General features: G+C 58.6%; 11 protein-coding genes. 3 read left to right on the forward strand and 8 right to left on the reverse strand.

Annotation, left to right across the window (positions count from 1 at the left end):
• Positions 1-92: 92 nt before the first annotated feature.
• The 3 genes from ACR0LL_RS12110 to ACR0LL_RS12120 are packed head-to-tail and all read left to right on the forward strand — an operon-like array spanning position 93 to position 4,234.
• Positions 93-1,079, forward strand: coding sequence for a glycosyltransferase family 2 protein (locus ACR0LL_RS12110; protein ID WP_480587084.1), 987 nt, complete (start codon positions 93-95; stop codon positions 1,077-1,079).
• Positions 1,076-2,776 (forward strand): DUF5927 domain-containing protein, encoded by a 1,701-nt coding sequence (locus ACR0LL_RS12115; protein ID WP_480586980.1) that lies wholly within the window; start codon positions 1,076-1,078, stop codon positions 2,774-2,776. Before ACR0LL_RS12110 ends, ACR0LL_RS12115 begins: the two co-directional genes overlap by 4 nt.
• 6 nt (positions 2,777-2,782) lie before the next feature.
• A complete protein-coding gene (locus tag ACR0LL_RS12120) occupies positions 2,783-4,234 on the forward strand; it encodes a nodulation protein NodH (RefSeq protein ID WP_480586983.1) in 1,452 nt (483 codons plus the stop codon).
• On the opposite strand, the gene ACR0LL_RS12125 is transcribed toward ACR0LL_RS12120, so the two are convergent.
• From ACR0LL_RS12125 to hslO, 8 genes are all read right to left on the reverse strand, one after another.
• The gene (locus ACR0LL_RS12125; RefSeq protein WP_480586986.1) at positions 4,218-4,736 is read right to left on the reverse strand and encodes a L,D-transpeptidase family protein; all 519 of its coding nucleotides are present in this window, start codon (positions 4,734-4,736) and stop codon (positions 4,218-4,220) included. The two genes, ACR0LL_RS12120 and ACR0LL_RS12125, sit on opposite strands and share 17 nt — an antisense overlap.
• Before the next feature lie 59 nt (positions 4,737-4,795).
• Positions 4,796-5,581 carry an ion transporter gene (locus ACR0LL_RS12130; RefSeq protein ID WP_267363753.1) on the reverse strand — a complete coding sequence of 262 codons (786 nt, stop codon included), beginning with the start codon at positions 5,579-5,581 and terminating at the stop codon, positions 4,796-4,798.
• A 21-nt stretch (positions 5,582-5,602) separates the two neighbouring features.
• Entirely contained in the window at positions 5,603-6,832 is a 1,230-nt protein-coding gene (locus ACR0LL_RS12135; protein ID WP_480586988.1) for a class I SAM-dependent RNA methyltransferase, read from the reverse strand.
• A 39-nt stretch (positions 6,833-6,871) separates the two neighbouring features.
• A complete protein-coding gene (locus ACR0LL_RS12140; RefSeq protein WP_480586991.1) occupies positions 6,872-8,704 on the reverse strand; it encodes an ABC transporter ATP-binding protein in 1,833 nt (610 codons plus the stop codon).
• The gene (locus tag ACR0LL_RS12145) at positions 8,701-10,539 is read right to left on the reverse strand and encodes an ABC transporter ATP-binding protein (protein WP_480586995.1); all 1,839 of its coding nucleotides are present in this window, start codon (positions 10,537-10,539) and stop codon (positions 8,701-8,703) included. The genes ACR0LL_RS12140 and ACR0LL_RS12145 overlap by 4 nt, the downstream gene beginning before the upstream one ends.
• A 191-nt stretch (positions 10,540-10,730) precedes the next feature.
• Positions 10,731-11,885 carry a CCA tRNA nucleotidyltransferase gene (locus tag ACR0LL_RS12150; protein ID WP_480586998.1) on the reverse strand — a complete coding sequence of 385 codons (1,155 nt, stop codon included), beginning with the start codon at positions 11,883-11,885 and terminating at the stop codon, positions 10,731-10,733.
• Positions 11,882-12,478, reverse strand: a complete 597-nt coding sequence (locus ACR0LL_RS12155) for a CoA pyrophosphatase (protein ID WP_480587001.1) — start codon at positions 12,476-12,478, stop codon at positions 11,882-11,884. The genes ACR0LL_RS12150 and ACR0LL_RS12155 overlap by 4 nt, the downstream gene beginning before the upstream one ends.
• On the reverse strand, positions 12,471-13,457 hold the full coding sequence (hslO, locus tag ACR0LL_RS12160; RefSeq protein WP_480486934.1) for an Hsp33 family molecular chaperone HslO: 987 nt from the start codon (positions 13,455-13,457) through the stop codon (positions 12,471-12,473). The genes ACR0LL_RS12155 and hslO overlap by 8 nt, the downstream gene beginning before the upstream one ends.
• Positions 13,458-13,526 lie beyond the last annotated feature (69 nt).

The raw sequence follows: 13,526 nt of genomic DNA on the forward strand, positions 1-13,526 counted from the left end.
CCTGTCGCAACCAACGGTCGCGGCGGGTTCGGGGAAAGCTCGCGTTATAATAAAGGTTGGGCAGTCGCGTGAGCCTGTTTGAATCATACAAGATGAGATTGCGGCGCAAGCGCCGTATTCTGCGCTGCCTCAGACGTCGGCGCGAACTTAAGTCCGCCAGCAACAACACGTCTGCCATCCGCCGTGACGATATCCTGTTGATGAGCGTTGTGCGAAACGAGAAAATTCGCCTGCCGTACTTTCTGGAATATTACCGCAAACTGGGCATCGACCACTTTCTGTTCATCGACAATGACAGCGATGACGGCAGTTTCGAATTCCTGAAACAGCAGTCCGATGTATCGGTTTGGCGGACGACTACCAGCTACAAACGTGCAAGCTATGGTCTGGACTGGTCGAATTACATTCTGCGCAAATACGCGCATGGACATTGGGTTCTGAGCGTCGACCCGGATGAGTTTTTCATCTACCCCTTCTGCGACACCCGCCCGATCCGCGCCTTGACAGACTGGCTGGACGGAAGTGCCGTGCGCAGCTTTGGCACCATGCTGATCGACATGTACCCCGAAGGGTCTGTGGATGCCGAAACCTATCGCGAGGGGCAGGATCCCTTTGAAATCGCGCGGTGGTTCGACCCGGGGAATTACACGATCACCAAGAACCCCGATTACAAGAACCTGTGGATTCAGGGGGGAGCGCGGGCGCGCGTGTTCTTTCGCGACAAGCCATCCAAAGCCCCGGCACTGAACAAGATCCCCCTGGTCAAATGGGATCGGCGGTATGTCTATGTCAGCTCGACCCACTCGCTTTTGCCCCGCGGGCTGAATCAGGTTTACGACGAATGGGGTGGGGAAAAGGCCAGCGGCTCGTTGCTTCATGCCAAGCTGATCGACACCCTTGGCGACAAGGCGCGTGAAGAATTGCAACGCCGCCAGCATTATAGCGGTTCGGGCGAATACAAAGCCTATGCCGCACAGCTTGAAGACAAGCCCGTACTCTGGTGCGAGTGGTCCGAGGCCTATATCAACTGGCGGCAGCTTGAGATTCTGGGCCTGATGTCAAAGGGAAACTGGGCATGAGCGGTCTGGGCGTCGTCATGCTGGTTCATACCTCGCTGGACCGGGCCGAACAGGTCGCGCGCCATTGGACCGCTGCCGGATGCCCGGTTGTGATCCATGTGGATCGCAAAGTACCGGGTGAAGAATATGCGCGATGTGTTGCGTCCTGTTCGGACAATCCCCGGATCGCATTTTCCGACCGGCATCAATGCGACTGGGGCGGGTGGGGCATCGTTGCCGCCTCACAAACTGCGTCCGAACTGATGCTGGAAGAATTTCCGGAAACGCGCCACGTCTTCCTGTCGTCGGGGGCCTGCCTGCCGCTGCGCCCGGTTCAGGAGTTGATTGACTACCTGGCCGACCGGCCCCGTGTCGATTTCATCGAAAGCGCGACAACGTCTGATGTCAGCTGGACAATCGGCGGGTTGGATCATGAACGGTTTACGCTGCGGTTCCCGTTTTCCTGGCGAAAACAGCGCGGATTGTTCGACGCATATGTAAAGCTTCAGCGCGCGGTCGGGTTTCGCCGGAAAATCCCCGACGGTTTAGTCCCGCATATGGGCAGCCAGTGGTGGTGCCTGACCCGTCAAACACTGTCTGCCATTTTGCAAGATCCCAAGCGCAAACAATATGACAGCTACTTCCGCCATGTGTGGATCCCGGATGAAAGCTATTTCCAGACATTGGCGCGGCTGTATTCCACACATATCGAGAGCCGATCCCTGACCCTGTCCAAGTTCGACTATCAGGGCCGCCCGCACATCTTCTACGACGATCATCTGCAATTGCTGCGGCGGTCAGACTGTTTTGTTGCCCGCAAGATCTGGCCCCGTGCGGAACGGCTGTATCAGGCGTTTCTGACCGATCAGGCCAGTGCGATGAAACCGGCAGAACCCAACCCCGGCAAGATTGACCGCGTGTTTTCCAAGGCGGTCGAGCGGCGGACGCGGGGGCGTGACGGGCTGTACATGCAAAGCCGGTTTCCCCGGCACGGCAGTGAAAACGGCCTTACCTCGTCACCCTATTCCGTATTTCAGGGCTTTTCCGAACTGTTTGAAGATTTCGAAGAATGGCTGGCTGCGGCCACTGGCACACGCGTGCACGGGCACCTGTTCGGACCCGAGCGTGCAGAATTTGCAAAGGGTGAAACCATTACAAACGGTGCGCTCAGCGATTGTGCTTTGCTGCGGGATTACAATCCAACGGCCTTTCTGTCGAACCTGATCTGGAATACACGCGGCGAACGCCAGTGTTTCCAGTTCAGCCCCCGCGACACACAGGACATCAACTGGTTTCTGGCGCGGGACAAGAATGCGCAAATCTCGGTCATCACCGGGGCCTGGGCGATTCCGCTGTTCCGGTCGAACCTGAATTTTTCGGACATCCGGAGCGAGGCCGCGCGCCTGCAACAGATCGAAACCAAACAGCTTGAGGTTTTGACCTCGGTCTGGACCAAGGCGCGGATGCGCAGCTGGTCGCTGGCCGATTTCCTTGAAGCGCCGATGGAACCCCTGCAGACAATCCTGGATGAGATTGGCGCGCATCAGTCCAGCCACCTGACAGAAGCGCCCACAATGGTCGACCTGTCCGGCTTCGGGAAGTTCCTGCAAAACCTCAAGAACCAGGGTATGCACCCTTACCTGATGGGCGATTTTCCTTCGGACGATGTGTTCGGCCGTCAGACGAAACCCTATCACAAACCCTATCTGGTGCAGTAATCACCCATGCCAGCCAATTTTGACTACTTCGTTGTTCTGGCTGCCATGCGCACAGGGTCGAACCTGCTTGAGGCCAATCTGAACGCGCTGGAAGGGGTTTCCTGCCATGGCGAAGCCTTCAACCCGCATTTTGCCGGCAACCTGAAGTCCGATACCCTTCTGGGTCTGTCGCTGGAAGACCGCGACGCAGATCCGATGCGGCTGTTGAAGGCAATCAGGTCGGCACCGGGCGACTTGAACGGTTTTCGGTATTTCCAGGACCATGACCCACGCATTCTGAAGCCAGTGCTAAATGATCCGCGCTGTGCCAAGATCATTCTCACACGCAATCCGCTGGACAGTTTTCTGTCCCTGAAGATCGCACGCGCCACGCAGCAATGGCTGCTGAAGAACGTGAAGCGCCGCATCGATGCCCAGGTTGCATTCGACGGCGCTGAGTTTTCTGAGTATCTCGATCAGGTCCACAGCCATCAAAATATGTTGCGGCAGCATTTACAGAAGACCGGTCAGACTGCCTTTTTCATCACCTATGACGACCTGGCCGAGTTGGACGTTCTGAACGGTCTGGCCGCATGGCTGGGGGTTGAGGCGCGGCTGAGCAAGCTGGACGATACTCTGAAACCGCAAAACCCGGCACCTGCCGTATCAAAGGTCACCAACCCCGATGAGATGCAAGACGCTCTGTCCAGGCTGGACAGGTTCGGATTGCACCAGCCCACCCGTTTCGAGCCAAACCGAGGGGCGGCGGTACCGCAATATATTGCCGCAGCCATATCAAATTTGATGTATTTGCCCATTCGCGGCGGAATAGAGCCTGTTATCGCGCAATGGATGGCCGAGCTGGATGGCTGTTCTACGGACGATCTGGTCACAAACCGGAACCGCAAGGAAATCCGCGCCTGGATGCAAGACCACCCCGGGCACCGGAAGTTCACCGTGTTGCGCCACCCGCTGGCACGGGCGCATTCGGCGTTTTGCCAGTATATTCTGGATACCGGGCCGGGCAGTTACAAGATGGTTCGCAATTATCTGCGCAACCGCCTTGACCTGCCGATCCCCGGGCAGGTGCGCGACACCAATTACTCGGTCGAACAGCATCGAGATGCATTTCTGGCTTTCCTTGGATTCCTGCGCATGAATCTCAACGGTCAGACGCCGATCCGCGTTGACGGGACGTGGTGCAGCCAGTCCCGCACGCTGGATGGCATTGCCAGCTTTCTGATGCCGGACCTGATTCTGCGGGAAGAAGAGCTGACCACGGCTCTGCCGGATCTGGCCCGCTCAACAGGCCACTCCAATCCGCCTGCCCCCGGCCGGTGCGTGCCGGATGTACCGTTTTCGCTGGGTCAGATCTATGACGAACAGCTTGAAGCGCTGGCATCCGAGACCTACCAGCGCGACTATGAAATTTTCGGGTTTGGAGCGTGGACGCCTGTGCCCCCTAAGGGCGCAGGGTGATCAGCGTCCCCCGGTTGACCATCGCATAGATTTCTTCGATCTCGTCATTTTTGACCGCGATGCATCCCGCTGTCCAATCCGGTGTTTTCTTGGCGCGTTTGAACTCGGATCTCAGATTTGGCTGCCCGTGAATGAAGATGTCCCCACCCGGATCAACTCCCGCAGCCTTGGCCTTGGCGATATCCTGAGAGTTGGGATACGAAATGCCCAGCGACAGGTGATAGCGGCTGTTGGGGTTGTGGCGATCGATCAGGTAACTTCCTTCGGGCGTGCGGCCGTCTCCGCGTTTGGTTTTTGTACCGTTTGGCGCAAACCCCAGATCCACATCATATTCCTTGAGGACTTTTTCATGGTGCAACAAATAAAGTTTACGCGCGCCCTTGTTGACCACCAGCGAGGTGACCTCGGGCCCATTATAAGTCAGAAAATTTGGACGGGCTGATGCACAAGCCGATAGGCCCAGCGTTGCTACCGCCCCCAATCCGAATGCTCGACGATCCATGTTTCACTGCCTGCTTTGTTTTTTGGGGCTTATTATGCCAAAAAATGCGAAAACTGAAATCACTTTTTGATGTTCAAGTTTCCTGTCAGGTGACGCTCGATGCTCTCCAACCGTTCCAGAACCTCATCACGATACGCGTCTGTTTTGACCTCATCCTCGGCATGATGCGCGTCCTGCATGGAATTCACGATCAGACCCACCAATAGGTTAACCACGGCAAAGGTTGTGACCATGATGAAGGGGACGAAGAACAGCCAGGCATAGGGATAAACCTCCATCACCGGGCGGACGATCCCCATCGACCAGCTTTCAAGCGTCATGATCTGAAACAGTGTATAGGCCGACAGGCCAAGATCGCCGAACCAATCCGGGAAGGTTGCCGAGAACAGCTTGGTCGAGATCACAGCCCCGATATAGAACAGAATTGCCATCAGCAGGAACACACTGGCCATTCCCGGCAGGGCCGAGATGAACCCTTCAACCACCCGGCGCAATCTTGGCGCAACGGAAATCACGCGCAATACCCGCAGGATTCGCAGGGCCCGCAGAACCGAAAGACCTCCGGCGCTGGGAACAAGCGCAATGCCGACGATCAGGAAATCGAAATTGTTCCAGCCGTTTGTGAAAAACCTGCGCCCGGTCGCGATCAGTTTCATGGTGATTTCCGCCACAAAGATCGCAAGGCACAGCTTGTCCAGCATCACGATCAGCGGCCCGGCTGCTTCCATCAGGGTCGGCGACGTCTCCATCCCCAAAAGCACTGCATTAAAAATGATGACAGCCGTTATGAATTGCCCGAATACGGGCGCTTCGATGATGTTCAGCAAACGCTGTCTGAAACCCATGGGTCGCTTTCTCCTGTTTGATCAAGATGCGGCGTTCAGGGTAAACCGCGCAGCAAGTTCCGTATGTGACGACCATCGAAACTGGTCAACGACCTGCACCCATTCAAGGGTGTAGCCTGCGTTAACCAGTATTTTTGCATCGCGCGCGAAGGTGACGGGGTTGCACGAGACATAGGCAATCACCGGGCGTCTGGCCTGTGCCAGCTCGGCCACCTGTGCTTCGGCACCGGCGCGGGGCGGGTCCAGAACGATTGCGTCAAACGATTTCAGTTCATCCGGCATCAATGGACGACGGAACAGGTCGCGGGCCTCGGTCGTCACGCGTTTCAGACCTTGCGCCCTGCGCCAGCCCTGATCCAGTGCCTGCACCATGTCTGCGGCACCTTCGACCGCGTGAACCTCGGCTTTTTCTGCCAGAGGCAATGAGAATGTGCCGCTGCCCGCAAACAGGTCAACAATCCGTTTCGAACCCCGTGTTGCGTCGGAAACGGCCCGTAATAGAGCCTGTTCTCCGTCCTTGGTCGCCTGAAGGAAGGCACCGGGTGGTGGCGTGACGGCGGCGGCCCCAAAGCGCTGAACCGGAGCGTGGCGCATGGCGATCACTTCACCATCCCAGCTGAGCCGCGCCAGACCATGTTTTTCGGTTTCCTGAGCGAGTGCCAGTTCCAGCGGCCCATCCAGGGGCTTGCCGCCCTTGACGGCCACATCCAGCCCACCTTCGGACAGGGTGAGCGTGACGGCCAAGACGCCCTTGCGGCTGCCGCCCAGAACCGCCAGCGCCTCGGCCACGGGAATTGCGGCGATCAGGGCCGGGTCAAGCAATAGGCAATCCGGGATTTCGGTGATCGTATCCGATGCACGTCCATGGAACCCGGCCAATGTGCCTTTCTTGGTCCGCCTGACGGCAATCGTGGCGCGTCGGCGTGAGTGTTCGGGAGATGTGTGTATCGGACGCATCGGCGCCTCAACCCCCTGCGCGGACAGGGCGTTGCGGACAATGCTCAGCTTCCAGTCGGCGACAAACGCGTCGGAGGCGTGTTGCAGTTGACAGCCACCGCAGGCTTTGTAATGGCGGCACGGGGCTTTCACCCGGACATCAGACGGTACTTCGACGCGGATATCGGTCAGCACCTGATCAACAAGGGTGCCGCTGACAACCTCACCCGGAAGGGTGCGCGGAGCGTAAACGGGCCCATCAGCGATGCCGTCGCCCTGATGGCCGAGCCGGGTGATTGTGTATTTCTGCGTCATGAGGGGCCTGATAGCCGGGCTTTGGGTTCAACAAAACCCTTATTCGGCAGCTTCCGCCTGAATGAAACCACCAGATTGCCGATGCCAGAACCGGGCATAAAGCCCGCCCTGATCCAAAAGATCCTCGTGCGTTCCGGTTTCCACAATTTGCCCCTGATCCAGAACGATGATCCGGTCCATCTCGCTGAGCGTCGACAATCTGTGTGCGATGGCCAGAACGGTTTTGCCCTGCATCACCCGATGAAGCGCCGATTGAATCGACGCCTCGACCTCGGAATCAAGGGCTGAGGTTGCTTCGTCCAGAACCAGAATTGGCGCATCCTTGAGAATGGCGCGTGCAAGGGCGATCCGTTGCCTTTGGCCACCGCTGAGCTTTACGCCACGCTCGCCCAGATGAGCGTCATAGCCGGTACGGCCCTGGCCGTCCTTGAGGCTCAGGATAAAGTCATGCGCTTCGGCCTTGATTGCTGCTTCGATCAACTCGGCCTCGGACGCGTCCGGGCGACCATAGAGGATGTTTTCGCGGGCAGACCGGTTGAACATCGCCGTTTCCTGCGTGACCATGCCGATCTGGCGGCGCAAACTGTCCTGTGTGACCTGCGACACGTCCTGCCCGTCGATGCAAATAGCGCCATTTTCCCTGTCATAGAGCCGAAGAAGCAGCGAAACGAGCGTTGATTTACCCGCCCCTGAGGCCCCGACAATCCCCAGCTTCTCGCCCGGTTTCACAGTCAGCGTCAGGTCCGTAACACCGCCCACATCCCGGCCGTATGCAAAACTGACATCTTCGAACGTGATGGACCCTTCGGTCACATCAAGATCCTTCGCGCTGCGCGCATCTTCGACCCTGTCCCGTCTGGCCAGCGTCTTCATCCCGTTTTCAATCTCGCCCACATTGGCATAGAGGCCCATCAACGTGAAGCTGACCCATCCGGTCATCTGCGAAATGCGAACCGACACCGCGCCCGCAGCAACGATGTCACCTGCGGTTGCCATTCCGAACTGCCATAACCACAGCGTCGCCCCCAGCAGGAGAACAGGCAGAATGCCGGCAAGCGCCATCAGGACGAACCGGAAACTGGCCGACAGCTTGCCGAACGCCAGCGATTTTTTCCGCAGCTCGACCATTGAATGCCGCGCGGCCTGATCTTCGAAATCCGAGTGCGCAAAAAGCTTGACGGTTTTGATGTTGGTGATCGTGTCAACCACCTGCCCCGAAACCATCGCCCGCGCCCCGGCGCGTGCGGCCGAGCGCATGCGAATACGCGGCAGGTACCAGCGCACAAGCAGGAAATAGACCACCAACCAGGCCGCAAAAGGCAGCATCACCAAAGGATGAATAGACCCTAACAAAAGCAAAGAGCCCACCAGCGACGCCAATGCAAACACTATCGCACTGATCGTTTCGGACACGACCGAGGCCATGGCGTTCGACGTCTGCATCTGTTTCTGGGCGATGCGCCCGGCGAAATCATCGTCGAAATAGGTGACAGACTGGCCCAGCGTCCAGCGGTTCAGCTTGGCCAGCACCAAAGGCGTGATGTTGGGCATCACGATATAGTTGTTCGAAATTGAAGACAGCCCAAACAGGATCGGGCGCAGCAGCATGAAAAACACCACCGCCCCAAAGATCATCCACATATTCCCGGCGGTCATGAAATGCTCGGGCCCGCTGGATGTTGCCACATCGATCACACGCCCCAGAATCCACGCTGTTCCAGCCTCCATCGCGCCAGCCAGCGCCGAAAAGAACGCGGCGACAAACAGCATGGGCCAGGCGCCCGAAAGGCTCCAGCGAATGAACGCCCCCAATGTCTGCGGTGGGGGCGTTTCAGTGGTCCTGAACGGATAGATGAGATCGGCAATCTTCATTCAGCGGCCTCCGGGTTCATGAAGCCGCCAGATTGCCGCGCCCAGAACTGCGCGTAAAGGCCACCCTGCGCCAACAGATCAGAATGCGCGCCCTCTTCGACGATGCGGCCCCCGTCCATCACCAGAATGCGATCCATCTGCGCAATGGTGCTGAGCCGGTGGGCGATGGCGATCACGGTTTTGCCCTGCATCATGCCGTAGAGCGTTTCCTGAATTGACGCTTCGACCTCGGAATCCAACGCCGATGTCGCCTCGTCCAGCAAAAGGATTGGTGCGTCTTTCAGGATCACCCGGGCCAGCGTTACCCGCTGCCGCTGACCACCAGACAACTTTACGCCCCGCTCACCCACATGCGCGTCATACCCGGTGCGCCCCTGCGGGTCTTGCAGGTCAAGGATGAACGCGTGCGCTTCGGCCTGTTTGGCTGCGGCAATCATCTGCGCCTCGGTCGCGTCCGGGCGGCCGTAAAGGATGTTGTCACGCACAGACCGGTGCAGCAGCGCACTGTCTTGCTGGACCATGCCGATATGGCTGCGAAGGCTGTCCTGTGTGACACCCGCAATGTTCTGATCATCGATCAGAATGGCACCGCGTTCGACGTCATAAAACCGCAAAAGCAGCTTTACCAGAGTCGATTTCCCGGCACCCGACCGCCCAATGAGACCGACCTTTTCGCCGGGCTGAATGGTCAGGTTGATGTGGTCAAGTCCACCGGCCTCGCGCCCGTAATGGTGCGAGAGATCGCGAATCCGGATCTCACCCCTGGTCAACCGCAGGGGTTTGGCTTCGCGCGCGTCAAGCAGGTCGATGGGTTGCGCGATGGTCTCCATCCCCTCGGCCACGATACCAAGCTGGCGGAAAAAGCTGGTCAGCGCCCACATGATCCATCCGGTCATGGCGTTCAGGCGCAGGGTCAGCGCGGTTGCTGCCGCAACGACGCCAACCGAAGCGGAACCCTGCATCCACAAGGCAATTGCCCAACCCACGACACCAACGATCAGCACCCCGTTCAGGGTGACCAGAACCGCATCCATGATGGTGAAAATCCGCATCTCGATCTGGAATGTCCGGCGGGTTTCCTCGATCGCTTCACGGGCATAGTCCAGCTCTTGCGGGCCATGGGCGAACATCTTGACGGAATGAATGTTGGTATAGCTGTCCACGACGCGGCCCGTGACGGTTGACCGCGCATCGGATGCCGCCTTGGACGCCGGCCCGACACGGTGAACAGTCCAGCGCACCAGCATCGCGTAGAACGCAAACCAGATCAGCAGCGGGATCAGCAGGCGCGCATCCGCCGCATAAAGCAGGATTGCCGCCCCTATCAGGTAGGCCAGTGAAAAGGAAATCGCGTCAAAGACCTGAAAGATCACCTCACCGGCCGCGGGCGGTGTCTGCATGATCCGGTTCGCAATCCGTCCGGCAAAATCATTCTCGAACCAGCCAACCGACTGACGCAGAACGTGCTTATGGGCGCGCCAGCGGATCAGAGTGCCAAAGTTCGGCAGGATCGTGTTGTTCAGGATCAGTACGTCGACCAGATGCAACAAAGGGCGCAGAAACAGGACAAAGGCCGCGATCAACAGCAGCTCGGTCCCGTGGTTCTGCCACACCTCGGTTGGTGTGCCACCCAACAGGTCGACGACACGACCCATATAATAGATCAACCCAATCTCGACACCGGCGACGATAATGGAAATCAGCGCAGCCCAGACAAACACCCGATAGAACGGGCGCGAATAGTCCAGCAGAAACGGCCACAGCCGGGTCGGCGGCGCGTCAGCCTCATGATAGGCGACAAAAGGATCAACAAGGTTTTCGAAATAGCGAAACATGGAGTGTGCTCCGATTGAGCAGAGATAAAGACGTGCGAAGACAGATGGCGCCTGAACACCACCCTTTACGGGGCAAGTGTCCCGGCTTTAGCCGAACCAGATCCCGTAATACATTCGCATTCCTCCATCCATGTGACGGGCGCACCTAACCACAATGGACCAAAGTTGTCATCCCCTTTTGAGACTAAACATTAACTTGCAAGCAAGTCCTCGCGCGACAGCGCAAAACCCGACGCGATCCACCGGCTTTCAAGCTCGGCCAGCTTTTGGCCCAGCGCCGGTCCGGTAAACCCGGGGATCAGGTCTTTGGCTTGTATCGGGAAACGCGCGGCTGCGCCTGCGTGCAGGTCCTGTCTGAAGCTTTCGGACCAGGGCTGTTCAAAAAAAGCGCACCGCAAAAGGGTTTTGTTCAACCCGCCTTCGTCACCATACCGATAGCCCAGTTCAGCCACGCTGGTGGTTGACTGCGCTTCGCTCCGCATTCCGGTAAGGCGTTGCAGTTGCGAACGGCTCAGGCGCAGGGTTGCGGCGTCATCGGGTGTCGCGATGGCCGCCAGACGGCGCACGGGGTTCGGTTCGGCACCTGCCGCATGTTCCAAAGCGACCAGAGGTGCCAGTGACCGGTCATCCGCGCCCGGCAGCAATTTTGCCAATACGCCCGTGCTGCGCATCGTAGCAATGGCCGGGGCCGGATCAGGCGCGCCCAGCAGCTTCAGCAGTTCCGCCCCGACGCGTTCCCGCGACAACGAGGTCAGCCCGTCAAGATTGGCACCAATGGCAGCCAGCGCGTCCGGGTCGAAACCGGCATCCGGGTCGCCATACCATGCGTGAAACCGGAAATAGCGCAGTGACCGCAGATAGTCTTCGCGAATGCGGTCCTCAGCCTCACCGATGAACCGCACCCGCCGGGCCTGAAGGTCGGGAAGCCCTCCAAGCGGGTCTAACACAGAGCCATCGGGCCTTGCATAAAGTGCATTCATGGTAAAATCGCGCCGCGCAGCATCTTCTTCGACGTGATCGGAAAAGGCGATGACAGCGCGGCGACCATCGGTTTCGACGTCACGCCGGAAAGTGGTGATCTCGTGCGGGATACCGGCGCTGACCACTGTAATCGTGCCATGGTCGATACCGGTGGGGATAGCCTTGAGGCCGGCAGCCTGCGCCATCTCGACAACCCGTTCAGGCCGGGCATCAGTGGCAATGTCGATATCCGACACCGGCGCGCCCAGCAGCGCATTGCGCACGCACCCACCCACAAAAAGCGCCTGCGCCCCGGATGAGGTCAGGGCGGCGCATACCTTTTGGGTCGCCGGTTCGCTGACCCAAAGCTCCTCAATCTGCATCATTCATTCACCCGCGCTGCAAGCCCGCGCAATATGCGGGCCGTCGCACCCCATATGTAATAAGGGCCGTACGGAACTGTGTAATATCTGCGTTTTTGTCCGCGCCAACGGCGCGATTCCACCAGATAATTCTTGGGATTCAAGAGATGCGCAAGGGGGGTCGAAAAAACTTCGTCGACTTCGCCGGGTTCCGGAACAGGTTGAAATCCCTTTCGAAGAACGGCCACCACGGGTGTGACCGTGAATGAGGTGACAGTTTCATGCGTCGGCAGGTAACCCAGGATTTCGGGAAGGTCCGCGGGAAGGCCAATCTCTTCCTGTGCTTCGCGCAGGGCCGTTGCCGTGACATCTTCATCCCCTTCGTCCTGTTTGCCACCGGGAAACGCGATCTGACCCGGATGATGCTTGAGGGCCGAGGACCGTTTCGTCAGGATCACCCGAGGGGTGTCATCCGCAAGCGAGATTGCAACCAGAACCCCCGCCGGGCGCAGGCGGCGGCCGGGTGGCAGGACAGTATCCGGGTTCAGGTCAAAATCGCTGGACCCGTGACCGGGACGGCGCAGCGCCGTCCGGATCTGTTCAATCGGGTCAAGCACCCTTTCGGTCTTCGGCTTCAAAGCCAACCGTTGACGGGTCAAGCACATAATGTGCGCCGCAGAACTGGCAATCGGCGGTGACCTGACCTTCGGGCGTCGTCATCTTTTCGAGGTCCTTTGCCGAGTAGATCGACAGGCTCTGCCGTACCCGGTCTTCGGAACAGGTGCAGCCAAACTGCACGGACTGCGCATCATAGACCCGTGGCTGTTCTTCGTGGAACAACCGGATCAACAAATCAGTCGGCGCAATCGAAGGACCGATCAGCTCAAGATCCTCGACTGTGTCCAGCAGGATATTGACCCGGCCCCAGTTCTCGCCCTCTTCGCCGTCGACCAGATCGCTGGCGGTCAGGATCTCGCCATTGCCCTCACCCGAGGCGGCAAATGGCGAGGCTTTGGGCATATGCTGCAACATGATGCCGCCGGCACGCCAATGTTCATCCACGCCGGGCTCGGTCGATTTGCCAAAGCTCAGCGAGAACCGGGTTGGCAGCTGCTCGGACTGTGCAAAATAGGCCTCGGCGCAGGCGCTGAGAGAGGCCCCGGTCAGCGGCGTGATACCCTGATAGGGTTGCGTGCCTTCGCCCTGGTCTATCATGATGGCAAAATACCCTTCGCCCACCTGATCGAAGGGGGCCGTATCGGTGAGCCGGTCACGGTCAAAGCTGGCATAGGCCCGGATCTGCGCAGGCTGACCTTCGGCCTTGGGTGCGTAATAGTCGGTCGCAATCATGCGCACCGGCCCCTTGGACTGCACCTGCAACGACAGCTTCCAGCGCAGCGCAACCGTCTGCCCGATCAATGCGGTCAGCAGGGCCATCTCGGCCACCAACGCCTCGACCTGTTCGGGGTAGTCATGCTGCTTCAGGATACCATCCAGCACACCATCCAGACGGGCCACACGGCCACGCATATCCGATACATCGAGTTGAAAGGGCAGGACGGTATCGTCCCACGCGATTTTCGTTCCAAGAGACATGGGGTTTCCTTACGCGCCACAGGTTGGCATACCGGCACCATATAGGTCGAACAGATTAGGTTGTAAGGG

This window comes from Ruegeria sp. AI2, from assembly GCF_056541275.1.

Excerpts from the sequence above, each read along its gene's own strand:
- ACR0LL_RS12140 (WP_480586991.1), bottom strand. The coding sequence starts at position 8,704 with ATGAAGATTGCCGATCTCATCTATCCGTTCAGGACCACTGAAACGCCC.
- ACR0LL_RS12120 (WP_480586983.1), top strand. The coding sequence starts at position 2,783 with ATGCCAGCCAATTTTGACTACTTCGTTGTTCTGGCTGCCATGCGCACA.
- ACR0LL_RS12115 (WP_480586980.1), top strand. The coding sequence starts at position 1,076 with ATGAGCGGTCTGGGCGTCGTCATGCTGGTTCATACCTCGCTGGACCGG.
- ACR0LL_RS12110 (WP_480587084.1), top strand. The coding sequence starts at position 93 with ATGAGATTGCGGCGCAAGCGCCGTATTCTGCGCTGCCTCAGACGTCGG.
- ACR0LL_RS12150 (WP_480586998.1), bottom strand. The coding sequence starts at position 11,885 with ATGATGCAGATTGAGGAGCTTTGGGTCAGCGAACCGGCGACCCAAAAG.
- ACR0LL_RS12145 (WP_480586995.1), bottom strand. The coding sequence starts at position 10,539 with ATGTTTCGCTATTTCGAAAACCTTGTTGATCCTTTTGTCGCCTATCAT.
- hslO (WP_480486934.1), bottom strand. The coding sequence starts at position 13,457 with ATGTCTCTTGGAACGAAAATCGCGTGGGACGATACCGTCCTGCCCTTT.
- ACR0LL_RS12130 (WP_267363753.1), bottom strand. The coding sequence starts at position 5,581 with ATGGGTTTCAGACAGCGTTTGCTGAACATCATCGAAGCGCCCGTATTC.
- ACR0LL_RS12135 (WP_480586988.1), bottom strand. The coding sequence starts at position 6,832 with ATGACGCAGAAATACACAATCACCCGGCTCGGCCATCAGGGCGACGGC.
- ACR0LL_RS12125 (WP_480586986.1), bottom strand. The coding sequence starts at position 4,736 with ATGGATCGTCGAGCATTCGGATTGGGGGCGGTAGCAACGCTGGGCCTA.